Genomic DNA, 22,873 nt, shown 5'->3' with positions numbered 1-22,873 from the left:
TAGTCGGTCAGAACGGCAGTTGCAGCTCAGGGGCAACCCGCAGCAACTGGGCGCGGAAAACATCCTTGATACGTTGCAATTCGGCGTCGTTGTCGGCCTCGAAGCGCAGCACCAGCACCGGGGTGGTGTTGGAGGCGCGTACCAGGCCCCAGCCGTGGGCGTAGTCGACCCGCACACCGTCGATGGTGGTCAGGTTGGCCGCGCCCCAGTCGGCGTCGCGTTGCAGTGCATCAATGATGCTGAATTTACCCTCGTCGGTCACATCAATATTGATCTCCGGCGTGGAAATATCGTTCGGGAACGCTGCGAACAGGCTTTCGGCGTCTTGCCCGGCCTTGCTGAGGATCTCCAGCAGGCGTGCGGCACTGTAGATGCCGTCATCGAAACCGTACCAGCGTTCCTTGATGAAGATGTGCCCGCTCATCTCGCCGGCCAGCAACGAACCGGTCTGCTTCATCTTCTTCTTGATCAGCGAGTGGCCGGTCTTCCACATCAGCGCGCGGCCGCCATGCTGTTCGATCAGCGGGGTCAGGCGACGGGTGCATTTGACGTCGAAAATGATCTCGGCGCCCGGGTTGCGCGACAGCACGTCTTGGGCAAACAGCATCAGCAGGCGGTCGGGGTAGACGATGGTGCCGGTGTTGGTCACCACGCCTACGCGGTCGCCGTCACCGTCGAACGCCAGGCCGATGTCGGCCCCGGTTTCCTTGACCTTGGCGATCAGGTCCGCAAGGTTTTCTGGCTTGCCTGGGTCCGGGTGGTGGTTAGGGAAGTGACCGTCCACCTCGCAGAACAACGGGATAACGTCGCAGCCCAGTGCTTCGATCAGCTGCGGGGCGATGACGCCGGCAGCGCCGTTGCCGCAGTCCACCACCACCTTGAGCTTTTTCGCCAGCTTCACGTCGCCGACGATTTGCTGGTAATAGCGCTCGAGGATTTCGACCTTTTCCACGCTGCCTTCGCCACGGCTCAGGTCGTTGGTTTTCAGGCGGGTCTGCAAGGCCTGGATCTGTTCGTTGGCCAGGGTGTCGCCTGCGATGACGATCTTGAAGCCGTTGTAGTCCGACGGGTTGTGGCTGCCGGTGAGCATCACGCCCGATGTGCCGGCCAGCACGTTGGCGGCGTAGTACAGCGCCGGGGTCGGCACCAGGCCGACATCGCTGACCTGGCAGCCGGCGTCAGCCAGGCCTTTGATCAGCTGTTCCACCAGCATTGGGCCGGACAAGCGGCCATCGCGGCCAACGGAAATCTTGGGCTCGCCCTGGGCGAGGGTCTGCGCGCCGATGGCGCGGCCGATCCAGTAGGCGGTTTCGGCATGGAGGGTCTTGCCGACCACGCCGCGAATGTCATAAGCGCGGAAAATGCTGTCCGGCAGTGCGGGGACCAGGTGGGCCATTTCGTTCATCTCTGGAAGCTCCATTAGTCAAAGGCTGTCTGGGCAGGCGCAAACTGAACGCTTGGACGGTGGTTTCGCCAGAGAGTTCGCCATCCTTGGCCTGAACGGTCAGCTGTCGGCTCAGTGGCTGCCGGAGTGGCCGAAGCCGCCAGTGCCACGCTGGCTTTCGTCGAAGGCTTCGACGATGTCGAAATGCGCCTGCACCACCGGCACCAGCACCAACTGGGCGATACGCTCGCCAATGGCGATGGTGAACGGGGTGTTGCCGCGGTTCCAGCACGACACCATCAGCTCGCCCTGGTAGTCCGAGTCGATCAGGCCAACCAGGTTGCCCAGCACGATGCCGTGCTTATGGCCCAGGCCCGAGCGCGGCAGGATCATGGCTGCCAGGCCCGGGTCGCCGATGTAGATCGACAGGCCGGTGGGGATCAGCAGTGTCTGGCCGGGCTCGAGGACAGTGTCCTCCTTGAGCAGGGCGCGCAGGTCCAGGCCGGCAGAGCCTGGGGTGGCGTACTGCGGCAGGGGGAATTCGGTGCCCAGGCGTGGGTCGAGGATCTTGGCTTGAAGAGCGTGCATGTAACTTATTGAACCTGGTTGAGCCGTTCGGCGATGAAGGCGACCAGCTGCCGGGCGATCTTGCCCTTGCTGGTCTGCGCAAAGAGGGTCTGGTGCTGCTGGCGGTCGATCACGGTCAAGGCGTTCTCTTCGCTGTTGAAGCCGATGCTGGGGTTGGCCACATCATTGGCGACGATCAGGTCGAGGTTCTTGTCCTTGAGCTTGCGTGTGGCGTAATCGAGCAGGTGTTCGGTCTCGGCGGCGAAGCCGACGCTGAACGGGCGGTCGCCACGGCCAGCGATGGTCGCAAGGATATCGGGATTACGCACCATCTGCAGCAGCATGCCGTCGCCGGTCGTAGGATCTTTCTTGAGTTTTTGCGTGGCAACCACCTCTGGCCGGTAGTCCGCGACCGCTGCCGAGGCAATGAACAGGTCGCAGGGCATGCCCGCTTCACAGGCCGCGAGCATGTCCCGCGCGCTGACCACGTCGATGCGGTTGACCCGGTCGGGGGTCGGCAGGTGCACCGGGCCGGTAACGAGGGTCACCCGAGCACCGGCTTCGGCGGCCGCTTCGGCCAGGGCGAAGCCCATCTTCCCAGAGCTATGATTGGTGATGTAGCGGACCGGGTCGATGTTTTCCTGGGTTGGGCCGGCAGTGATCAGCACGTGTTTGCCGGTCAGCGTCTGGCGCTTGAAGCTTTCGGCGGCGCACCAGGCCAGGTCGGTGGCTTCGAGCATACGGCCAAGGCCTACGTCGCCACAGGCTTGGCTGCCGGAAGCTGGGCCGAACACCTGGATGCCGCGGCTTTTGAGCAGGTCGAGGTTGGCCTGGGTGGCCGGGTCACGCCACATCGCCTGGTTCATGGCCGGGGCGACGGCAACGGTGGCGTCGGTGGCCAGGATCAGGGTGGTCAGCAGGTCGTCGGCCATGCCTTGGGCCATGCGCGCCATGAGGTCGGCCGTGGCGGGGGCGATGAGGACCAGGTCGGCCCACTTGGCCAGCTCGATATGGCCCATGGCCGCTTCGGCGGCGGGGTCGAGCAGGTCCATGTGCACCGGGTGGCCGGACAGCGCCTGCAGGGTCAGCGGGGTGATGAACTCTGCACCGCCACGGGTCATGACGACGCGCACCTGCGCGCCGTGCTCCAGGAGTCGGCGGATCAGTTCGGCGCTTTTGTAGGCGGCAATGCCGCCACCGACGCCGAGGACGATGCGCTTGTGATACAGCCGCTGCATAGGCTTTTGCCTTTTTCCAGTGAAAGCGGGCGGCGACAAGAACTGCCTGCGGCAGAACGTCGCATGTACGAGGCGAAATAGATTAACACAGGGCCCAAACGTGCCGCAGCAGGACCAAGGAGTGGGGATGAGTATCAGGGAATGGCCGGCTGAAGAACGGCCGAGGGAGAAGTTGTTGTTGCGGGGGGCTGCGGTGCTGTCGGACGCCGAGCTGGTAGCGGTGCTGCTGGGCTCGGGCGTTGCCGGGCGTAACGTGCTGGAGCTAGCGCGGGGGTTACTGGTTCGCTTTGGGGGCCTGAGGCCATTTCTGGAGGCTGATCGCCAAGCTATTTTGCGCGAGCCAGGTCTTGGGCCCGTGAAGTACGCCCAGTTGCAGGCACTTCTGGAGATTGGCCGGCGCTACCTGGATGAGACGATCGAGCGTACGCCGGCGCTGGAGAGCCCGGAGGCGGTGCGGCGCTACCTCAAGGCCATGCTGCGCCATGAGGCCAGTGAGGTGTTTGGCTGCCTGTTTCTGGATACCAAGCACCGGCCGCTGGCGTTCGAGATCCTGTTCAGGGGGACGATCGACCGGGCCAGTATCTACCCGCGGGAAGTGGTGCGCCGAGCGTTGCTGCACAACGCAGCGGCCTTGATCCTGTGCCATAACCACCCGTCGGGCAACAGCGAGCCCAGCCAGGATGATGTGCACATGACCTTGGCGCTAAAGCGCGCGTTAGGCCTGATTGATGTGCGGGTGCTCGACCACATCATCGTGGGGGATGGCGAGCCGTTGTCGATGGTGGAGGAGGGGTGGATCGTTGCTTAGCGGTGTACATGTGCCGGCCTCTTCGCGGGCAAGCCCGCGAAGAGGCCGGTACAGGCGCCTACACAATCAACGGGTCACCGAAACCTTGCTGAAATCCAACCGCCCAAACGGGCTCACCTGGTACCCCTCGACCCCCTGGCGCAGCAGGGTCGCCGCAGTCGGGTGCGCCAGCGGCACCCACAGCGCCTGCTGCTGGATCAGCGTTTGCGCCTGCTGGTACAGCCGGCTGCGTACGCTCTGGTCATTGGTGGTGCGCCCCGCGTTGATCAGCTGGTCGAGGCGGCTGTCGCAGAACCGTGCAAAGTTGGTTCCCGACTTCACCGCCGCACAGGAAAACTGCGGGCTGAGGAAGTTGTCCGGGTCGCCGTTGTCACCTGCCCAGCCCATGAACAGCAAGTCATGCTCGCCGGCCTTGGCGCGGCGGATCAGCTCGCCCCACTCGATCACGCGGATCTCGGCCTTGATGCCGATCTTGCCCAGGTCGGCCTGCAGCATCTGCGCGCCAAGGCTGGGGTTGGGGTTGAGCAGGCTGCCCGAAGGGCGGGTCCAGATCGTGGTGCTGAAACCCTCGGGCAGGCCAGCCTTGGTCAGCAAGGCCTTGGCCTTTTTCAGGTCCAAGGGGTAGCCAGGCAGGTCCTTGGCGTAACTCCAGGTGTTGGGCGGGTAGGGGCCGTTGGCGGCCGTCGCGGTGCCTTCGAACACTGCCTTGAGGTAGGCCTGTTTGTCGAAGGCCAGGTTGATGGCCTGGCGCACCTCTGGCTTGTCCAGGGGCGGGTGTTCGCTGTTGATGGCGACGAAGGCGGTCATGAAGGCCGGCGTGCTGGCTACCTTGAGGTTGCCATCCTTGCCGGCTTCAGCGATGTCCAGCGGCTTGGGCGACAGGGCCACCTGGCACTCGTTGCGCTTGAGTTTTTGCAAGCGCACGTTGGCATCGGTGGTGATGGCGAAGATCAGCGGGTCGACCGCAGGCTTGCCGGCGAAGTAGTCGGGGTTGGCGCGGTAGCGCACCACGGCGTCCTTCTGGAAACGCTGGAAGACGAACGGCCCGGTGCCGATCGGCTGGCTGTTGAGCTTGTCCGGCGTGCCCGCCTTGAGCAGCTTGTCGGCATACTCAGCGGAATAGATCGAAGCAAAGCCCATGCTCAAGGTGGCCAGGAACGTCGCATCCGGGTGGGTCAGGGTGAAGCGCACAGTGTGCGGCTCGGGGGCATCAATCGACTTGATCAGGCTGCCCAGTTGCAGCGATTGCGCATGCGGGTAACCGCCCGGTGCAGTCTTGTGCCAGGCGTGGGCCGGGTAGAGCATGCGCTGGAAGCTGAACAGCACGTCGTCGGCGTTCAGCTCGCGGGTCGGTTTGAAGTAGGCGGTGGTGTGAAACTTCACGTCATCGCGCAGCTTGAAGTCGTAGATCAGGCCGTCTGCCGACACCGTCCAGCTCGCCGCCAGGCTGGGGACAACCTTGCCTTGGCCGGCGTCGAACTCCACCAACCGGTTCATCAGCACGTCGGCCGAGGCATTGGTGGTGGTCAGCGAGTTGTACTGGACCACGTCGAAGCCTTCGGGGCTGGCTTCGCTGCAGACACTCAGCGGGGCTGCCTGGGCGATGCCGGCGGCAAACAGGGAGGTAAACAATAAGGAAAAGGCGGCGGCACGCATCGTGACTCCTTGGCTGTCAGTGGCCCATCTGCCAGTGCAGTCTGGAAACGTCCTACCCTAGTGTGCGCATCAGCAAATGACCACCCTCTTTTTCTGTCGGCTGGCGACGAGTGGTCGACAGTGCGCCGCGCTAGTCGCTATGCTGCTCGCGCACGATTTGCCTCAGCTAGATGCTCATCATCTGTTGTTGCAATGCAGTCTTTCTGGTATAAAGCAGCGCTCTTTTCTAGGGGCTCGGCCTGTCGCATCAGCGGATCCGGTCGATAAGACCTCCAGAATCACGGCGCCTGGCGCCAAAGACTGAGAGATTAAGCGGCCAACCCATGCCGGGTTGGGCATGTGGTTTTAGAGGGCTGAGTCATGTCGAGAGTCTGTCAAGTTACTGGTAAGGGTCCAGTAACCGGGAACAACATTTCCCACGCAAACAACAAAACCCGTCGTCGTTTCCTGCCGAACCTGCAGCACCACCGTTTCTGGGTTGAGTCCGAGAAGCGTTTCGTGCGTCTGCGCGTTTCCGCCAAGGGCATGCGTATCATCGACAAGCGCGGCATCGACGCCGTTCTGGTTGACATCCGTAAAGCTGGCGCCAAGGTTTAAGGGAGAACATCATGCGTGAATTGATCCGTCTGGTTTCGAGTGCCGGTACCGGCCACTTCTACACCACCGACAAGAACAAGCGCACCACTCCGGACAAAATCGAGATCAAGAAATATGATCCGGTTGTTCGCAAGCACGTGGTGTACAAGGAAGCCAAGATCAAGTAATTGATCGGTAACCTTAAAAAAAACCCGCATCCGAAAGGACGCGGGTTTTTTTTTGCCTGCCAGGACCCTTATTTCTGCTCGAACATCACGTAGATCTTGCGGCAAGGCTCCAGCACCTCCCAGGTGCCTTTGAAGCCGGCCGGGATGACGAACCGATCACCGGCGCGCAGGGTCTTGGCGCCGCCATCCTGATCGCGCAGCACCGAAACGCCCTGCACGATCTCGCAATACTCGTGCTCGGTATAGTTCACGGTCCACTGCCCGACATCACCTTCCCAGACACCCGCCGCAAATTGGCCGCACGGGCTGGAGTAGTGGTTATAGACGGCCTGGTCGGGCTCGCCCTTGAGGATTTTCTCTGCCGCCGGGCGGTAGCGTTCAGCCTCGGTCAGAACCTGGGCGAAGTCGATGATGCTGGCGATACTCATGGTGCGGCTCCTGTTGTTGTTTAATAAAATGAACATCAGTAGGCTTTTAGGCCTTTCGTGTCAAATATATTGATAGTTTACACAGGCTGGTTTAGGGTGTCGTTTGCCCGTGCGCGCGCGTCGCCCGGCCAGAATTCTGACAACGCCAGTGAGTCCTCAGTGCGGCGTTGCACCTAAACAAGAGGAGGAGTTTCGTATGACCACCCTGACTCGTGCGGACTGGGAACAACGTGCCCAGCAACTGAAGATCGAAGGCCGTGCCTTCATCAACGGCGAATACACCGACGCCGCATCCGGTGAGACCTTCGAGTGCCTGAGCCCGGTCGACGGACGCTTCCTGGCCAAGGTCGCCAGCTGCGACCTGGCTGACGCCAACCGTGCTGTCGAGAACGCCCGTGCCACCTTCGATTCCGGCGTTTGGTCGCGCCTGGCCCCGGCCAAGCGCAAGGCCAAGCTGATCCGCTTCGCCGACTTGCTGCGCAAGAACGTCGAAGAGCTGGCACTGCTCGAAACCCTGGACATGGGCAAGCCGATCGGCGACTCCTCGACCATCGACGTCCCTGGCGCGGCACAAGCCCTGCACTGGAATGCCGAAGCCATCGACAAGGTCTACGACGAAGTCGCACCGACGCCGCATGACCAACTCGGCCTGGTAACCCGTGAGCCGGTGGGCGTCGTCGGCGCCATCGTGCCGTGGAACTTCCCGCTGCTGATGGCTTGCTGGAAGCTCGGCCCGGCCCTGGCCACCGGTAACTCGGTGGTGCTCAAACCGTCCGAAAAATCGCCACTGACCGCCATCCGCATCGCCCAGCTGGCCATCGAAGCCGGCATCCCAGCCGGTGTGCTGAACGTGTTGCCAGGCTACGGCCACACTGTCGGCAAGGCCCTGGCCCTGCACATGGACGTCGACACCCTGGTGTTCACCGGCTCCACCAAGATCGCCAAGCAACTGATGATCTACGCCGGCGAATCGAACATGAAGCGCATCTGGCTGGAAGCCGGCGGCAAGAGCCCGAACATCGTCTTCGCTGACGCACCTGACCTGCAAGCCGCTGCCGAAGCCGCTGCCAGCGCCATCGCCTTCAACCAGGGCGAAGTCTGCACCGCGGGTTCGCGCCTGCTGGTCGAGCGTTCGATCAAGGACACGTTCCTGCCCCTGGTGGTCGAGGCCCTCAAAGGCTGGAAACCGGGCAACCCACTGGACCCGCAGACCACCGTTGGCGCGCTGGTCGATACCCAGCAGATGAACACTGTGCTGTCGTACATTGACGCTGGCCACAAGGATGGCGCCAAACTGCTGGCCGGTGGCAAGCGCATCCTCGAAGAGACCGGCGGCACTTATGTCGAGCCGACCATCTTCGACGGCGTGACCAATGCCATGAAGATCGCCCAGGAAGAAATCTTTGGCCCCGTGTTGTCGGTGATCACCTTCGACACGGCCGAAGAAGCCATCGCCATTGCCAACGACACGCCGTACGGCCTGGCGGCTGGTATCTGGACTTCGGACATTTCCAAGGCCCACAAGACCGCCCGTGCCGTGCGCGCTGGCAGCGTCTGGGTCAACCAGTACGACGGCGGCGACATGACCGCGCCGTTCGGTGGCTTCAAGCAGTCGGGCAACGGCCGTGACAAGTCGCTGCATGCGCTGGAGAAATACACCGAGCTGAAAGCGACCTGGATCAAGCTGTAAATCGCTGGGGCCGCGATGCGGCCCATTCGCGGGACAAGCCCGCTCCCACAGGTTCACCGCTGATTTCAGAATCGCGGAGTACCTGTGGGAGCGGGCTTGTCCCGCGAATGGGCCCAAGAAAATCCAACAGGGGGAGCACATGCGCTGGGGCACCTACTTCGCCGTACTGGCATCCGTACTCAGTGTCGGCCTTGCGCTCGGCGTGAGCATGCCGCTGGTCTCCCTGCGCCTGGAGGCCTGGGGCTACGGCAGCTTCGCCATCGGCGTAATGGCAGCGATGCCCGCTCTGGGCGTACTGCTGGGTGCCAGCCTGGCCAGCCGCCTGGCCGGTTGGGTCGGTGTGCCTGCGGCCATGCGCCTGTGCCTCTGGGGCGGCGCGCTGTCGATCGGACTGGTTGCGGTGCTGCCCAGCTACCCGCTGTGGTTAGCCCTGCGCCTGCTGATCGGCATGTCCCTGACTGTGGTGTTCATCCTCGGCGAAAGCTGGATCAACCAGTTGGTGGTCGAGCAATGGCGTGGCCGCCTGGTGGCGCTGTATGGCAGCAGCTATGCCTTGAGCCAACTGGCCGGGCCGCTGGTGCTGGGCTTTCTCGGTTCGGACGACGACTTTGGGTTCTGGGCCGCGACCGGTTTGCTGTTGCTGGCACCGCTGCTGCTACTGGGCCGCGGCGGGGCGCCGACCACTGAAGCCTACAGCGTCACCTTCCGGGACCTGGTTGCCTTCTGCCGCCGCCTGCCGGTGATCGCTTGGGCAATCGCCCTGTTTGCCTCGTTCGAAGCGATGATCCTGACCTTGCTGCCGGTCTACAGCCTGCAGCAAGGGTTCACCACCGAGGTTGCCTTGTTCATGGTGAGCACGGTGGTGGTGGGCGATGCAGTGCTGCAGTTGCCCATCGGCGCGCTGGCCGACCACATGTCGCGGCGCACCCTGTTCACCGGTTGTGCAGTGACCTTGATGTGTTCGAGCCTGGCGATTCCGTTGCTGCTGCACACGCCGGTGATCTGGCCGCTGTGGGTGCTGTTCGGGGCCAGTGCTGGGGGGTTGTTCACCCTGTCGCTGGTGCTGATCGGCGAGCGTTATCGGGATGATGCGTTGGTACGTGCCAATGCCCATGTGGCGCAGCTGTGGGGCATCGGTTGCCTGCTCGGGCCGCTGTTGGCCGGGGCGGGTAGCCAGTGGATCAGCGGGCATGCGTTGCCGTTGTTGATGGCTATTGGGGCCGCTGGGCTGGTGGTGTTGACCCGTCGGCGCGGTGCCTTCGAACCTGCGCCTGCCTGATGTTCTTTGGAAGCTTTGCGCCCCCCGCCATTGGAACTACAGCATCTTCTCCAGGCCAACCGCCTTGCTGATCCAGGCATTGAAGCGCCGCCAGAGCCCGCCGGGCTCTGCTGTCAGCGTGTGCAGCTGGCCATTGTCCTCGGTCACCCAGACCAGCTTGTCATTGGCCAGCCTCACCTGATAACTCAGCGCGGGCGCCATGCCCTGCACGGCCAGCTCGCGGGTGTATTCGGCCAGCTCCGGGCTGTCCACCAGCACCCCCACCTCGGTATTCCACAGCACCGAGCGCGGGTCGAAATTGAACGAGCCGATGAACGTCTTGCGCCGGTCGAAGACGATCGCCTTGCTGTGCAGGCTCGAGTCGGAGCTGCCACGGAAGCTCAGGCGCCCGGCGCTGGGGTCGCCCGGCTGGCGGCGCAGCTCGAACAGTTGCACGCCATGTTCGAGCAGCGCACGGCGGTAAGGCGCATACCCGCCATGCACCGCCGGCACATCGGTGGCTTCCAGCGAATTGGTCAGCAGCCTGACCGACGCCCCGGCATCGGCACGGCCGGTCAGGTACAGCAACCCCGGCTCGCCCGGCACGAAGTACGCCGATACCAGGATCAGCTCCTTGTGCACGTTGGCCAGGTCCGGCGCCAACTGCTGGCTCAGCAACAGGTGCGGGTCGGGCTCGTCATCGGCTAGCACCTTGCTCGGCGCATCCCACAGCACTTGGCTGTGGGCCCAGATCAGCTCGTTGCGCCAGATATCCAGGCGCGGCTGCGACTGGTACGCCATCAACCGGTCATACAAGGCCTTGCGCCGCGTCCGCGCCTCGGCCAAGGAAACTTCCAGGCGGTGCCGGCTGGCGCGCAGGTCATCGGCATCCGGCAGGCGCCAGAGAAAATCCCCGATCGGCCGGCTCAGGGCGCTGTTCCAGTACTGGTCGAAACTGTGGCCAAGTTGTTCGGCCACCGGGCCTACGCCCAGCAGGTCGATGTCGGTGAAGTTGAGGTTGGGCTCGGCATCGAAGTACTCGTCACCCAGGTTGCGCCCGCCGACGATGGCCATGCTGTTGTCCACCAGGAACAGCTTGTTGTGCATGCGCCGGTGCTGGCGCGACAGGTTGAACAGGCGGCCTACGGCCCGCGTGGCGCCGGTGCTGCGCCCCAGGTGCAGCGGGTTGAAGACGCGGATCTGGATGTTCGGGTGGGCATCGAGGGTGCCCATGATGGTGTCCAGGCCATCGCTGGTGGTGTCGTCCAGCAGGATGCGCACGCGTACGCCACGGTCGGCGGCACGCAGCAGCTCATGCACCAGCGCGCGGGTGCTGAGGCCGTCGTGGACGATGTAGTACTGCAGGTCGATGCTGGCCTGGGCGTTGCGGATCAGCTCGGCGCGCGCGCGAAACGCCTCGTTGCTGTTGGGCAACAGGCGAAAGCCCGAGCGCCCCTCATAAGGTGCCGCCTGGCGCAGCACCGAGCGGCCGAAGGCGGAATCGTTGGCCGGCAGCGCCTGGCTGACTTCGCGAGGGGCGCCGACGCTGGCACAGCCTGCAAGGCCGAGCAGTAGCGTCAGCAGAAGCGGCAGAGCTTGCTGCAATCTCAAGGTAAGCGCGTCCTGTACAGCAAAGGCTTAAGGGGTTGGACCGTGGAGGGCGGCGCAAAGTTACGCGCAGGCGTCGTCCTGATCCAGTAGACGAAGGGCGGTTTCACCCACGTTGCGCACGGCGGCCTCGATTGCCGGCGTAGGTTGGGCGGCGAAATTCATGCGCAGGCAGTGACGGAACTTGCCCGAGGCCGAGAAAATGCTGCCCACGGCGACCTGCACCCCCTGCTCCAGTAAAGCGCGGTTCAGCCGCAGCGTGTCGAAATGTTCGGGCAGTTCGACCCACAGCATGAAGCCCCCCTGGGGCCGGCTGACCCGGGTGCCCGGCGGGAAGTAACGGGTGACCCAGTCGCTCATCACGTCGCGGCTGCGTTGGTATTGGCTGCGCATGCGGCGCACGTGGGGCTGGTAATGGCCGGCCTTGATGAAGTCGGCAATGGCCAGTTGTGGTTGGCTGGCGGTGCTGCCGGTGCTGATGTACTTCATGTGCAGCACCCGCTCCAGGTAACGCCCCGGCGCGACCCAGCCGATGCGCAGGCCGGGGGCCAAGGTCTTGGAGAACGAGCTGCACAGCAACACGCGGCCGTCGTCATCGAACGACTTGAGGGTGCGCGGGCGCGGGTAGGTGTAGGCCAGGTCGCCGTACACATCGTCTTCCAGAATGGCCACGTCATAGCGCTGGGCCAGGCTCAGCAACGCCTTCTTGCGCGCCTCGGGCATGATGTAGCCGAGCGGGTTGTTGCAGCTCGGGGTGATCTGGATGAGCTTGATCGGCCACTGCTCAAGGGCCAGCTCCAGTGCTTCGAGGCTGATGCCGGTGACCGGGTCGGTGGGGATCTCCAGTGCTTTCATGCCCAGGCCCTTGAGGGTTTGCATGGCGCCATGGAAGCTGGGCGAGTCGACCGCGACGATATCGCCCGGCTCGCATACCGCGCGAATGCTGCAGGACAGTGCCTCATGGCAGCCGGTGGTCACCACCAGGTCGGCCGGGCCCAGGCGGCAGCCGGAGTCCAGCATCAAGCGGGCGATCTGCTCGCGCAGGGCCAGGTTGCCATGGATGTTGTCGTAGTACAGACCAGGCATGTCCTGGCGCCGGCTCAGTTGGGCGAGGCTGCGCAACAGCGGCTTGAGGGTCGGGCTGTTGACGTCGGGCATGCCGCGGCCCAGTTGCATGACGTCCTGGCGCGGGGTGCTGCGGACCAGCTCCAGCACCTGTTCCCACTGGGAAATATCCACAGGGCGCTGGGCCGGGCGGCTGACGGCGGGCAGGGCAGGGAGGTGGCGGTGTTCGCTGACAAAGTAGCCCGACTTGGGCCGCGGCGAGACCATGCCGCTGTCTTCGAGCATGCGGTAGGCCTGCTGCACGGTGCTCAGGCTGACGCCGTGTTCCACGCTGAGGGCGCGCACCGAAGGCAGGCGCTGGCCGGGGCGATACAGGCCTTGCTCGATACGGGCGCCGAGCTGCTCGGCGAGGTTGAGGTAGAGCGTCACGGCATACTCCAGCGTCGCCTGCGGATAGCGACCAGTACAGTTGCGCTGAAAATACAGCATTCACGCGTCGAATCGCCAATTCTGTATGGGAATAATAAGCCGCGAGTGGATCTGTATTGTCACTATTGCCAACGCGCATGCTTTCTACACGGTATCAACTGAGTGGGAGAACGCAGTGATGGGTGGCATGAGCGATGTGCGCTTGCAACTGATGGCCAAGGAGATGGAAGCCGGGCAGCGGGCTAAGGTCTTCAATACGCCGGCGGGCCTGAGCCGTTGGGGGCTGATGGCGCATCGCTGGCATACCCGCAGGGCGCTGCTGCAGCTGACAGACGATGAGTTGCGCGATGTCGGGCTGAGCTGGGAGCAGGCCCGTACAGAAGGGCGCAAACCCTTCTGGAAGGCATAAACGGCTCAATTTGTAGGCACGGCAGCATTCAGACCAGCTCTTTCAGCCGGTGCCAGAGCATCCCCAGTGCCAACAGCGGCGAGCGCAGGTGCTTGCCGCCCGGGAAGGTGATGTGCGGCACCTTGGCGAACAGGTCGAAGCGCCCGCTCTGCTGGCCGCTGATGGCCTCGCCCAGCAGGCGTGCGGCCAGGTGGGTAGCGTTGAGCCCATGGCCAGAGTACGCCTGGGCGTAATAAACATTCGGCTGGCTGGCCAAACGGCCGATCTGCGGCAGGCGGTTGGCGCCGATGCCGATCATGCCGCCCCATTGGAACTCAATGCGCACATCGGCCAGGTGCGGGAAAACCTTGAGCATTTTCGGCCGCATGTAGGCGGCGATGTCTTGCGGGTCGCGGCCAGAATAGTGGCAGGCACCGCCGAACAGCAGCCGGTGGTCCGCAGACAGGCGATAGTAGTCCAGCGCTACACGCTGGTCGCACACGGCCATGTTCTGTGGCAGCAGTGCGCGCGCGCGTTCCTCGCCCAGTGGCTCGGTGGCAATGATGTAGCTGCCGGCGGGCAGTACCCTGCCGCCCAGCTCGCGGTTGAGGTCGTTGTGGTAGGCATTGCAGCACAGCACGAGGGTCTTGGCGCGGACCCGGCCCTGAGCGGTGTGCACCTTGACCTCAGGGCCATACTCGATGCGGGTGACTTCCGACTGCTCATACAGGCGCACGCCAAGGCGGCTGGCTACGGCCGCCTCGCCAAGGGCCAGGTTGAGCGGGTGCAGGTGGCCAGAGCCCATGTCGATCAGGCCGCCGACATAGCACTCGGCGCCGACCACACTGTGGATATCGTCTTTGCCGACCAGGCGCAGCTCGTGCTCGTAGCCCAAGCTGCGCAGTTCTTCAGCATCCTCGGCAAAGCCCAGCAGCTCAGCAGGTTTATTGGCCAGGTCGCAGTAGCCCCAGGTCAGGTCGCAGGCGATGGCGTGGCGCTCGACCCGGTCGCGGACGATCTTCACGGCCTCCAGGCCCATCAGCTTCATGCTGCGCACGCCTTCTTCGCCGATCACCGGAAGGAACTGGTCCAGCCCATGGCCGACCCCGCGGATGAGTTGCCCGCCGTTGCGCCCGCTGGCGCCCCAGCCGAGCTTGCGGGCTTCCAGCAGGATCACCGAGAGGCCGCGCTCGGCCAGTTCGATGGCGGTGTTCAGGCCTGAATAGCCGCCGCCGACGATGCACACGTCGGCGCTGTGCTCGCCTTGCAGGAAAGCGTGGTCGGGGTGGGGCGCGCTGCTGGCGGCGTAATAGGAGGCGGCGTGCTGCGCGCTGTGGATCATGGGGCAGGTCCTGGGCAGGAAAACAGAAGGGGGGAGGATAAGCTGGGGTTTTGTGGTGGGGCAACTGGCCCAATCGCCGGCAAGCCGGCTCCCACCGGGGCTGCACTGCCCCTGAGATAAGCGGTGTACTGGTGGGAGCCGGCTTGCCGGCGATTGGCCCTATAATTCGACCTCGACCCTCATTGTGTACCCGCCATGTCCTGCAACCGCCACAAGATCCACTTCCTGCGCGAGCTCATCCCCTCATTCGAGTGCGAGCCCGGCTGCCACGACTGCTGCGGCCCGGTCACCACGTCAGCCGAAGAAATGGCCCGCCTGCCGCGCAAGACCGAGGCGGAGCAGGCCGCTGCGCTGGAGCACCTGGACTGTGTGCACCTGGGCCCCAACGGCTGCACGGTGTATGAAGAGCGGCCGATGATCTGCCGCCTGTTCGGTACCACCCCGCGCATGGCCTGCCCGCGCGGGCGTGGCCCGGAACAGATGATCGAGCCTGAGGCCGAGCACCTTGTTCACCAGTTCATCGCCACCACCCGCCAAGTGCTGGTCTAGCCTCAGTCCGGAATCGGCAGGCAGAGGCTCTCTTTCACTTCCTCCATCACGATGTAGCTCTTCGACTCGCGCACGTGCGGCAGCTTCAGCAGGATGTCGCCCAGCAGCTTGCGGTATGAGGCCATTTCCGAAATACGCGCTTTTACCAGGTAGTCGAAATCGCCCGAGACCAGGTGGCACTCCAGTACATGGGGCAGCTTGAGCACGGCGCGGCGGAACTCCTCGAAGGTGTCGCCAGACTTGTAGTCCAGGCTGATTTCGACGAACACCAGCAAGCTGCCCTTCAGGTGCTGCGGGTTGAGCCGGGCGTTGTAGCCCATGATGATGCCCTCACGCTCCAGGCGGCGGACGCGCTCGGTGCACGGGGTGGTGGAAAGCCCAACTTTCTCGCCCAGTTCGGTGAAGGAAATACGGCCGTCATTCTGCAGGATCCGCAGTATGTTGCGGTCGATCTTGTCCAGTTCACGCTTGCTCTGGTGCTGGGTTCTCATAGGGGATGCCCCTCCGTGAAAGGCAATATTGCCGAGAATTCTCGCCAAATATAGGCTTTTATATAGTGAATTGCACTGGTCTGTAATTTTTATACTGCGCGCATCCATGCCATTTCAACAAAAGACTGCGGTGCGCCGCGTGCGAGGGATCAACAATGCGAGTTCTGGTACTTGGTAGCGGTGTAATCGGAACCGCCAGTGCCTATTATCTGGCCCGGCAAGGTTTTGAAGTGACGGTGGTCGACCGCCAGCCGGCGGCGGCCATGGAAACCAGCTTCGCCAACGCAGGCCAGATCTCGCCCGGCTATGCCTCGCCCTGGGCTGCCCCGGGTGTGCCGCTCAAAGCCATCAAGTGGCTGCTCGAGCGCCATGCGCCACTGGCCATCAAGCTCACCGGCGATGTCGACCAGTACCTGTGGATGGCACAGATGCTGCGCAACTGCACCGCCAGCCGCTATGCGGTGAACAAGGAGCGCATGGTGCGCCTGTCCGAGTACAGCCGCGACTGCCTCGACGAGCTGCGCGCCGAAACCGGCATCGCCTACGAAAGCCGCACCTTGGGCACCACCCAGTTGTTCCGCACCCAGGCTCAGGTCGATGCTGCAGCCAAAGACATCGCCGTGCTCGAACAGTCTGGAGTGCCGTATGAATTGCTCGACCGCGATGGCATTGCCCGCGTCGAACCGGCCCTGGCTGGGGTAAAAGACATCCTCGCCGGTGCACTGCGCCTGCCCAACGACCAGACCGGCGACTGCCAGCTGTTCACCACCAAGCTCGCCGACATGGCGCAGAAGCTGGGTGTGGAGTTCCGCTTCGGCCAGGACATCCAGCGCCTGGACTTTGCCGGTGACCGCATCAACGGTGTATGGATCGATGGCAAGCTGGAAACCGCCGACCGTTACGTGCTGGCCCTGGGCAGCTACTCGCCGCAGATGCTCAAACCGCTGGGCATCAAGGCGCCGGTCTACCCGCTCAAGGGTTACTCGCTGACCGTGCCGATCACCAACGCCGAGATGGCGCCGACGTCGACCATCCTCGACGAGACCTACAAGGTTGCCATCACCCGTTTCGACAACCGCATCCGCGTTGGCGGCATGGCTGAGATCGCCGGTTTTGACCTGTCGCTCAACCCGCGTCGGCGCGAAACGCTGGAGATGATCGTCAACGACCTTTATCCTCGCGGCGGTGACCTGAGCCAAGCCAGTTTCTGGACCGGCCTGCGCCCGGCCACGCCGGACGGTACGCCGATCGTGGGTGCCACAGCGTTCCGTAACCTGTTCCTCAACACAGGCCACGGCACCTTGGGCTGGACCATGGCGTGCGGCTCCGGTCGCCTGCTGGCAGACCTGATTGCACGCAAAAAGCCGCAGATCAGTGCCGAAGGGCTGGATATTTCCCGCTATGGCAACAGCCGGGAAGTGGCCAAGCACGGGCAGACCGCGCCCGTTCACCAGTGATGTGAGTGCCTGTTCCGGCCTCTTCGCGGCTAAAGCCGCTCCCACAGGGATCGCATGAACGTGCAGTTTGTGCGGTGCCTGTGGGAGCGGGTTTACCCGCGAAGAATCGAACACTGTTTTTAACCTGAACCACCATAAGGCATGCCGCCATGCGTCCCGCCCGCGCTCTGATCGACCTCCAGGCCCTGCGCCACAACTACCGCCTCGCCCGTGAACTGACCGGCGCCAAAGCCCTTGCCGTGATCAAGGCCGATGCCTACGGCCATGGCGCGGTGCGTTGCGCCCTGGCGCTGGAAGCCGAAGCCGACGGCTTTGCCGTGGCCTGCATCGAAGAAGCCCTGGAGCTGCGCGCCGCAGGCATCAAAGCCCCCGTTTTGCTGCTCGAAGGCTTTTTCGAGGCCAGCGAGCTGGCGCTGATCGCCGAGCACGACCTGTGGTGCGTGGTGCATTCGCTGTGGCAACTTGAAGCGATCGAAAAGACCCCGGTGCACACGCCACTGACGATCTGGCTGAAGCTCGACAGCGGCATGCACCGTGTCGGCCTGCACCCCAAGGATTACCACGAGGCGTATCAGCGCTTGCTGGCCAGCGGCAAGGTGGCGCGCATCGTACTGATGAGCCACTTTGCCCGTGCCGATGAACTAGACGCCGACGCCACCGCCGAGCAGATCGCGGTGTTCGAGGCTGCGCGTCAGGGCCTGGCCGCCGAGTGCAGCCTGCGCAACTCGCCCGGGGTGTTGGCGTGGCCACAGGCTGGCGGCGACTGGGTACGCCCAGGCCTCATGCTGTATGGCGCCACCCCCTTCGAAGTCGCCCAGGCCGAGGCTCAACGCCTGCAACCTGTGATGACCTTGCAATCGCGCGTCATCAGCGTGCGCGAACTGCCCGCCGGCGAGCCGGTAGGCTACGGCGCCAAGTTCACCAGCCTGCGGCCGACCCGTGTCGGCGTGGTCGCCATCGGCTACGCCGATGGCTACCCGCGCCAAGCCCCCAATGGCACCCCGGTGATGGTCGCTGGCAAGCGCGCCCAGCTGATTGGCCGGGTCTCGATGGACATGCTCTGCATCGACCTGACCGATGTGCCAGAGGCTAACGTCGGCAGCCCGGTGGAGCTGTGGGGTAAGCAGGTACTGGCCAGCGAAGTGGCTGCGCAGGCCGGCACCATTCCTTACCAGATCTTCTGCAACCTGAAGCGGGTGCCGAAAGACTACTGCGGTGAGTAAGTGCGACGAATGAGACGCTGAAGCGGACAGCTTGAGGGGTGGTGTGTTGTAAATACTGAACGGCATTGCCATGATATCGTTCACATCCACCCCCATTTCTACCCGTTTCAGGAGGCTCCAGCTTTGGACGTCGGCGAACGACTGCAAGCCATCCGCAAGCTCAAGGGCCTGTCACAACGTGAACTCGCCAAGCGCGCGGGCGTAACCAACAGCACCATCTCGATGATCGAGAAAAACAGCGTCAGCCCTTCGATCAGTTCGCTGCGCAAGGTGTTGAGCGGCATTCCGATGTCGATGGTCGAATTCTTTTCGGTCGAACTGGCTGTCGAGAGCCCGACCCAGATCGTTTACAAGGCCGATGAGCTGATCGATATCTCGGACGGCGCGGTGACCATGAAACTGGTGGGCAAGTCGCACCCCAACCGGGCCATCGCGTTTCTTACCGAGGTTTACCCACCGGGTGCCGACACCGGCGCCGAAATGCTCACCCACGATGGCGAAGAGACCGGCATCCTGCTCGAAGGCCGGCTTGAACTGGTGGTCGGCAACGAGGTGTTCATCCTCGAAGAAGGCGACAGCTACTACTTCGAAAGCACCCGCCCGCACCGCTTTCGCAACCCTTTCGACGAGCCTGCCCGGCTGATCAGCGCGGCGACGCCTTCAAACTTTTGATCCAGCGCAGTGCATTGATTCGGCAATACCCCTTTCCTGTGTAGGGTCGTTTCACGGTCTCTGGGTTCCCGCTATACTTTTCAACGCTCGCCGACCCGTGGCCGCGAGCGTGATTAGCCACCATGAGGGTGTACGCGTGAACCAAATCAAGAAGATGCTGGCCGTACCAGCAGCCGTATTCGCCCTCTGGGCAATGAGCGCAACCGCTGCGACCAACGACGACATCGCCAAGCGCCTTGAGCCGGTTGGCCAGGTGTGCGTCCAAGGCCAGGAGTGCAAGGGCATGGAAGTGGCTGCGGCGGCAGGCGGCGGCGGTGCCAAGACGCCGGACGATATCATCGCCAAGCATTGCAATGCCTGCCATGGCACCGGCTTGCTCGGCGCGCCGAAAATCGGCGATACCGCAGCGTGGAAAGAACGCGCCGACCACCAGGGCGGCCTGGATGGCATCCTGGCCAAGGCCATTACCGGCATCAACGCCATGCCGCCTAAAGGCACTTGCGCGGATTGCTCGGATGATGACCTGAAAGGGGCGATCAAGAAGATGTCGGGGTTGTGAGTAACAGCTGAATTGCACGAGGCCCGCCGTTGATGGCGGGCTTTGTTTTTGTGCTGGCTGTGCCGGCCCTTTCGCGGGTAAACCCGCTCCCACAGGTACAGCACTGGGCTCAAAGACTTTGAAATCCCTGTGGGACCGGCCTTAGCCGAGAAAGGGCCGGCACAGTCAATCAAGCCAATTCCTGAATCCATGGAAGACTCAGTAACCGTCAATAATTCAGCATCGGCCTCATGCATAACTAGCATTTCTATCAGTTTTGTTTTTTAGGTTTGTGGAAAATACTCAAGCTTCTGGCTGCGATGGTAGGTAGTTAACAATGGATTTTGAAATAGCGGATAATAACTGTCTGCAGCAGAATGCAGCCAGCCGAACACAACCGAAAATGGCAATCCCCGGCAGTGCCCGCGGGAATCAGGGCTATTCGCCTTACGGCCATCTTTCGATTTTCCAGTCAGTGCTCGGTTTTAATGGTGACCGAGTGGATCCGGTTACAGGCTGTTATCTATTGGGCAATGGTCGTCGAGCATTGAACCCGGCATTAATGCGTTTCATCAGCCCGGACAGCATGAGCCCATTTGCGGCGGGGGGGTGAATTCGTATGCCTATTGTTTGGGCGACCCTGTAAATCGTCAAGATCCACAAGGAACTAATCCGATAAGAAGATTAGCCTTGAGGATGTCAGAAAGTCTATTTCCGAGAAAAGCAAATGGGCCCGTACAATTAAAAATGTATGGGGATAACTATAGAAGTGAAACTATTGTTCATACCAAAATCGAGGAAAATTTTTCCTCCACCGTCAACAAAATAACGGTCAATGAGAGCGCTAACATTCCAGAGGGTTATCAGTTAATTGGGCTTCACGGCAGCAGTCGCCCCAATGCTGAGAAAACGCTGACAGCAGGGCTTAATTCACGCCATGGGACGGTGATGTGGTATGGACGTGGTTTTTATATTACGCCCTATGCCAAGGTTGCTAGTCCTTACGCTGGCGCGACGGGCAGGATATATGGTGTCTACGCAAGAAATTTTAAAGATTGGGTTTATGGGAAAGATTATACATTGCCCAACAGGGAAGAAATGGTGATTAAGGAAGTCGCCTTTAAAAATGTCATTGTGAGGCGCGAGGTAAAGTTCCCGATGGTGCTCAGCAATACATTCGAAGAATATATGACGTCACCGCCAGACGACAATTGGCGGTTATGGTCTTCCTCCAATATGTAGTCGCTCCAACAAGGCCATGCAGTTGGGATGCTGTTACCACTGTTAGGGCTCCCCGGGCAACCAACTCGCTTGAGCTCATGTCCAATTCCTGAACCCATGGATTTCTCAGGAGGCCAAGATGCACCTCTGCGCCATCGATCAGGCTGTCGAGCAGGTATTGGCACGCCTGCCGGCCCATATCCACATGGGCCTGCCACTGGGCCTTGGCAAACCCAACGCCTTCGTCAACGCCCTGTACGCCCGGGTGCGCGACCTGCCCGAACGTCGCCTGACGATCTACACCGCCCTCAGCCTCGGCCGCCCGCCACTGGGCGACGGCCTGCAGCGGCGCTTTCTTGAGCCCTTCGTCGAACGCGTCTTTGCCGACTACGAAGAACTCACTTACCTCGCCGACCTGCGCAACGACCAACTGCCCCCGAATATCCGCGTCGAGCAGTTCTTCATGCAGCCCGGCAGCCTGCTGCACAGCGAGACTGCCCAGCAGGACTACATCAGCAGCAACTACAGCCATGCCGCCCGCGACATCAATGCCAAGGGCCTGAACCTGATTGCCCAGCTGGTGGCTGCCACGCCAGAAAAGCCGGTGCACCTGAGCCTGGCCTGCAACCCCGACATCACCCTCGACCTGCTGCCGATGATCGCCAAACGCCGCGCGGCCGGCGAGACCATTCTCATGCTCGGGCAGGTTCATGCCGAACTGCCCTACATGCCAGGTGACGCGGAGCTGAGCATCGATGCCTTCGACCTGCTGATTGACGAGGTGGAGCAACGTCGGCTGTTCTCTACGCCAAACATGCCGGTCAACACCCAGGACCATTGCATTGGCCTGCACGCCAGCACGCTGGTGCGCGATGGCGGCACGTTGCAGATCGGCATTGGCGCCATGGGTGATGCCGTGGCCGCCGCGTTGCTGGCCAGGCAGGGCGACAACGCCGGCTACCGGGCCTTGATGGATGAACTGGATGTCGGCCCGTGGCAGGCCCTGATCGAGCGCGAAGGGGGGCTGGATGCCTTCGCCCAAGGCCTCTACGGTTGCAGCGAGATGTTCGTCAATGGCCTGCTGGCGCTGGCCGAGGCAGGCGTGGTGCGGCGCCCGGCGGACGAGCAGGGCGTGCTGGTGCATGGCGGGTTTTTCCTTGGCCCGCGGGCGTTCTACCAACGCTTGCGCGAAATGCCGCTGGAGCAACGCGCACGCTTTGCCATGACGCGGATCAGCTACATCAACGAGCTGTATGGCCAAGAGGAACTGAAACGCCGCCAACGTCGGGATGCCCGCTTCATCAACACCGTGTTCACCATGACCTTGCTCGGCGCGGGGGTTGCCGACCAGCTGGAGGATGGCCGTGTGCTCAGCGGCGTGGGCGGGCAGTACAACTTCGTCGCGCAAGGCCATGCGCTGGAGGGTGGGCGCTCGATTTTGCTGCTGCGCAGTTGGCGCGAGGCCGGGGGGCAGGTGACGTCCAACCTGCTCTGGCAGTACGGCCACTGCACCATTCCCCGGCATTTGCGTGACATCGTGGTAACCGAGTACGGCATCGCCGATTTGCGTGGGCAGACTGACAGTGAAGTGATTGCGCGGTTGCTGGCGGTCAGTGACTCACGCTTCCAGGGCGAGTTGATGGAGCAGGCCAAGAAGGCTGGCAAGCTGGCCAAGGGTTTCGAGCTGGATGCACGTTTTACTGACAATACGCCGGAGCGGCTCGAGGCCATCCGGGTACGGCATGCAGGGTTGTTTCCGGAGTATCCGCTGGGGACTGATTTCACGGCAGAGGAGCGGGACTTGCTGCGGGCGCTGAACTGGTTGAAGAGCAAGTTCAAGCTGAGCGAGGCGTTGGAGCTGGGCAAGGCCGCGTTGGATGCGCCGGGGCCTGAGGGCTATGAGGGGCACCTGGAGCGGATGGGGCTGGACGCTCCGCAGGGATTGAAGGAAGAGTTGTATCAGCGGCTTTTGCTGGCAGGGTTGGCGGCGCCCTGAAGATAGCCGGGGCTGCTTTGCAGCCCATCGCCGGCAAGCTAGCTCCCACAGGAACTTCACGAGGCCGCGCCTTGTGCAGTACCTGTGGGAGCCGGCTTGCC

The 22,873-nt window shown here is 62.7% G+C and carries 20 protein-coding genes and 2 pseudogenes; 13 read left to right on the top strand and 9 right to left on the bottom strand.

Annotation, left to right across the window (positions count from 1 at the left end; all coding sequences use genetic code 11):
* Nucleotides 1-7: 7 nt before the first annotated feature.
* From LOY53_RS26150 to coaBC, 3 genes and pseudogenes are all read right to left on the bottom strand, one after another.
* Nucleotides 8-1,381: pseudogene (locus tag LOY53_RS26150) on the bottom strand (phosphomannomutase/phosphoglucomutase); the annotation flags it as partial.
* Nucleotides 1,382-1,516: 135 nt separating this feature from the next.
* A complete protein-coding gene (gene dut, locus LOY53_RS26145) occupies nt 1,517-1,972 on the bottom strand; it encodes a dUTP diphosphatase (protein WP_027592160.1) in 456 nt (151 codons plus the stop codon).
* Between the two features lie 5 nt (nt 1,973-1,977).
* Nucleotides 1,978-3,189, bottom strand: coding sequence for a bifunctional phosphopantothenoylcysteine decarboxylase/phosphopantothenate--cysteine ligase CoaBC (gene coaBC / locus LOY53_RS26140; protein WP_252826245.1), 1,212 nt, complete (start codon nt 3,187-3,189; stop codon nt 1,978-1,980).
* Between the two features lie 127 nt (nt 3,190-3,316).
* Here coaBC and radC point away from each other — a divergent pair, with 127 nt between their 5' ends.
* Nucleotides 3,317-3,997: a RadC family protein gene (gene radC / locus LOY53_RS26135; protein ID WP_186681492.1), complete on the top strand. Its 681-nt coding sequence runs from the start codon at nt 3,317-3,319 to the stop codon at nt 3,995-3,997.
* Between the two features lie 66 nt (nt 3,998-4,063).
* On the opposite strand, the gene LOY53_RS26130 is transcribed toward radC, so the two are convergent.
* Nucleotides 4,064-5,653 carry an ABC transporter substrate-binding protein gene (locus LOY53_RS26130; protein WP_252826244.1) on the bottom strand — a complete coding sequence of 530 codons (1,590 nt, stop codon included), beginning with the start codon at nt 5,651-5,653 and terminating at the stop codon, nt 4,064-4,066.
* Between the two features lie 360 nt (nt 5,654-6,013).
* Here LOY53_RS26130 and rpmB point away from each other — a divergent pair, with 360 nt between their 5' ends.
* Nucleotides 6,014-6,250 (top strand): 50S ribosomal protein L28, encoded by a 237-nt coding sequence (gene rpmB, locus LOY53_RS26125; protein ID WP_003253504.1) that lies wholly within the window; start codon nt 6,014-6,016, stop codon nt 6,248-6,250.
* A gap of 11 nt (nt 6,251-6,261) precedes the next feature.
* Nucleotides 6,262-6,417, top strand: a complete 156-nt coding sequence (gene rpmG, locus LOY53_RS26120) for a 50S ribosomal protein L33 (RefSeq protein WP_003253507.1) — start codon at nt 6,262-6,264, stop codon at nt 6,415-6,417.
* 68 nt (nt 6,418-6,485) lie between these two features.
* Here the strand turns inward: rpmG and LOY53_RS26115 are convergent, their stop codons facing one another.
* Nucleotides 6,486-6,845, bottom strand: coding sequence for a cupin domain-containing protein (locus LOY53_RS26115; protein ID WP_252826243.1), 360 nt, complete (start codon nt 6,843-6,845; stop codon nt 6,486-6,488).
* A gap of 196 nt (nt 6,846-7,041) precedes the next feature.
* Here LOY53_RS26115 and LOY53_RS26110 point away from each other — a divergent pair, with 196 nt between their 5' ends.
* Nucleotides 7,042-8,535: an aldehyde dehydrogenase gene (locus tag LOY53_RS26110; protein WP_027592165.1), complete on the top strand. Its 1,494-nt coding sequence runs from the start codon at nt 7,042-7,044 to the stop codon at nt 8,533-8,535.
* A 139-nt stretch (nt 8,536-8,674) separates the two neighbouring features.
* Nucleotides 8,675-9,814, top strand: a complete 1,140-nt coding sequence (locus LOY53_RS26105) for an MFS transporter (RefSeq protein WP_252826241.1) — start codon at nt 8,675-8,677, stop codon at nt 9,812-9,814.
* A 36-nt stretch (nt 9,815-9,850) separates the two neighbouring features.
* Here LOY53_RS26105 and LOY53_RS26100 read toward each other — a convergent pair whose 3' ends face one another.
* The gene (locus LOY53_RS26100; RefSeq protein ID WP_099430797.1) at nt 9,851-11,404 is read right to left on the bottom strand and encodes a phospholipase D family protein; all 1,554 of its coding nucleotides are present in this window, start codon (nt 11,402-11,404) and stop codon (nt 9,851-9,853) included.
* A 60-nt stretch (nt 11,405-11,464) separates the two neighbouring features.
* Complete coding sequence (locus tag LOY53_RS26095; protein WP_258704188.1) at nt 11,465-12,895, bottom strand: PLP-dependent aminotransferase family protein; 1,431 nt, start codon at nt 12,893-12,895, stop codon at nt 11,465-11,467.
* 178 nt (nt 12,896-13,073) lie between these two features.
* Between LOY53_RS26095 and LOY53_RS26090 the strand changes: the two genes are divergently transcribed.
* Nucleotides 13,074-13,304 (top strand): DUF1127 domain-containing protein, encoded by a 231-nt coding sequence (locus LOY53_RS26090; protein ID WP_099455714.1) that lies wholly within the window; start codon nt 13,074-13,076, stop codon nt 13,302-13,304.
* Nucleotides 13,305-13,332: 28 nt separating this feature from the next.
* On the opposite strand, the gene LOY53_RS26085 is transcribed toward LOY53_RS26090, so the two are convergent.
* Nucleotides 13,333-14,625 (bottom strand): FAD-binding oxidoreductase, encoded by a 1,293-nt coding sequence (locus LOY53_RS26085; RefSeq protein WP_258703440.1) that lies wholly within the window; start codon nt 14,623-14,625, stop codon nt 13,333-13,335.
* Nucleotides 14,626-14,820: 195 nt separating this feature from the next.
* Here LOY53_RS26085 and LOY53_RS26080 point away from each other — a divergent pair, with 195 nt between their 5' ends.
* On the top strand, nt 14,821-15,174 hold the full coding sequence (locus tag LOY53_RS26080; protein ID WP_252826237.1) for a YkgJ family cysteine cluster protein: 354 nt from the start codon (nt 14,821-14,823) through the stop codon (nt 15,172-15,174).
* A 2-nt stretch (nt 15,175-15,176) separates the two neighbouring features.
* Here LOY53_RS26080 and dadR read toward each other — a convergent pair whose 3' ends face one another.
* Entirely contained in the window at nt 15,177-15,665 is a 489-nt protein-coding gene (dadR, locus tag LOY53_RS26075) for a transcriptional regulator DadR (protein ID WP_003258963.1), read from the bottom strand.
* Between the two features lie 155 nt (nt 15,666-15,820).
* Here dadR and dadA point away from each other — a divergent pair, with 155 nt between their 5' ends.
* From dadA to LOY53_RS26045, 6 genes and pseudogenes are all read left to right on the top strand, one after another.
* On the top strand, nt 15,821-17,122 hold the full coding sequence (gene dadA / locus LOY53_RS26070) for a D-amino acid dehydrogenase (RefSeq protein ID WP_027592172.1): 1,302 nt from the start codon (nt 15,821-15,823) through the stop codon (nt 17,120-17,122).
* Between the two features lie 149 nt (nt 17,123-17,271).
* Nucleotides 17,272-18,345, top strand: coding sequence for an alanine racemase (gene alr / locus LOY53_RS26065; protein ID WP_252826235.1), 1,074 nt, complete (start codon nt 17,272-17,274; stop codon nt 18,343-18,345).
* Nucleotides 18,346-18,468: 123 nt separating this feature from the next.
* A complete protein-coding gene (locus LOY53_RS26060) occupies nt 18,469-19,017 on the top strand; it encodes a cupin domain-containing protein (RefSeq protein WP_252826234.1) in 549 nt (182 codons plus the stop codon).
* Nucleotides 19,018-19,171: 154 nt separating this feature from the next.
* The gene (locus tag LOY53_RS26055) at nt 19,172-19,576 is read left to right on the top strand and encodes a cytochrome c5 family protein (protein ID WP_033693936.1); all 405 of its coding nucleotides are present in this window, start codon (nt 19,172-19,174) and stop codon (nt 19,574-19,576) included.
* 385 nt (nt 19,577-19,961) lie between these two features.
* Nucleotides 19,962-20,221: pseudogene (locus LOY53_RS26050) on the top strand (RHS repeat-associated core domain-containing protein); the annotation flags it as partial.
* Nucleotides 20,222-20,915: 694 nt separating this feature from the next.
* On the top strand, nt 20,916-22,772 hold the full coding sequence (locus tag LOY53_RS26045; RefSeq protein ID WP_252826232.1) for an acetyl-CoA hydrolase/transferase C-terminal domain-containing protein: 1,857 nt from the start codon (nt 20,916-20,918) through the stop codon (nt 22,770-22,772).
* Nucleotides 22,773-22,873 lie beyond the last annotated feature (101 nt).

The sequence above is a fragment of the Pseudomonas sp. B21-031 genome, from assembly GCF_024748985.1.
Lineage (GTDB): Bacteria > Pseudomonadota > Gammaproteobacteria > Pseudomonadales > Pseudomonadaceae > Aquipseudomonas > Aquipseudomonas kermanshahensis.
This window is presented reverse-complemented; position numbering and strand designations above follow the sequence as displayed.

Bases quoted from the DNA above. Each gene is read 5' to 3' on its own strand.
- dut (WP_027592160.1), bottom strand. From the start codon at position 1,972: ATGCACGCTCTTCAAGCCAAGATCCTCGACCCACGCCTGGGCACCGAA.
- coaBC (WP_252826245.1), bottom strand. From the start codon at position 3,189: ATGCAGCGGCTGTATCACAAGCGCATCGTCCTCGGCGTCGGTGGCGGC.
- radC (WP_186681492.1), top strand. From the start codon at position 3,317: ATGAGTATCAGGGAATGGCCGGCTGAAGAACGGCCGAGGGAGAAGTTG.
- LOY53_RS26130 (WP_252826244.1), bottom strand. From the start codon at position 5,653: ATGCGTGCCGCCGCCTTTTCCTTATTGTTTACCTCCCTGTTTGCCGCC.
- rpmB (WP_003253504.1), top strand. From the start codon at position 6,014: ATGTCGAGAGTCTGTCAAGTTACTGGTAAGGGTCCAGTAACCGGGAAC.
- rpmG (WP_003253507.1), top strand. From the start codon at position 6,262: ATGCGTGAATTGATCCGTCTGGTTTCGAGTGCCGGTACCGGCCACTTC.
- LOY53_RS26115 (WP_252826243.1), bottom strand. From the start codon at position 6,845: ATGAGTATCGCCAGCATCATCGACTTCGCCCAGGTTCTGACCGAGGCT.
- LOY53_RS26110 (WP_027592165.1), top strand. From the start codon at position 7,042: ATGACCACCCTGACTCGTGCGGACTGGGAACAACGTGCCCAGCAACTG.
- LOY53_RS26105 (WP_252826241.1), top strand. From the start codon at position 8,675: ATGCGCTGGGGCACCTACTTCGCCGTACTGGCATCCGTACTCAGTGTC.
- LOY53_RS26090 (WP_099455714.1), top strand. From the start codon at position 13,074: ATGGGTGGCATGAGCGATGTGCGCTTGCAACTGATGGCCAAGGAGATG.
- LOY53_RS26085 (WP_258703440.1), bottom strand. From the start codon at position 14,625: ATGATCCACAGCGCGCAGCACGCCGCCTCCTATTACGCCGCCAGCAGC.
- LOY53_RS26080 (WP_252826237.1), top strand. From the start codon at position 14,821: ATGTCCTGCAACCGCCACAAGATCCACTTCCTGCGCGAGCTCATCCCC.
- dadR (WP_003258963.1), bottom strand. From the start codon at position 15,665: ATGAGAACCCAGCACCAGAGCAAGCGTGAACTGGACAAGATCGACCGC.
- dadA (WP_027592172.1), top strand. From the start codon at position 15,821: ATGCGAGTTCTGGTACTTGGTAGCGGTGTAATCGGAACCGCCAGTGCC.
- alr (WP_252826235.1), top strand. From the start codon at position 17,272: ATGCGTCCCGCCCGCGCTCTGATCGACCTCCAGGCCCTGCGCCACAAC.
- LOY53_RS26055 (WP_033693936.1), top strand. From the start codon at position 19,172: ATGCTGGCCGTACCAGCAGCCGTATTCGCCCTCTGGGCAATGAGCGCA.
- LOY53_RS26045 (WP_252826232.1), top strand. From the start codon at position 20,916: ATGCACCTCTGCGCCATCGATCAGGCTGTCGAGCAGGTATTGGCACGC.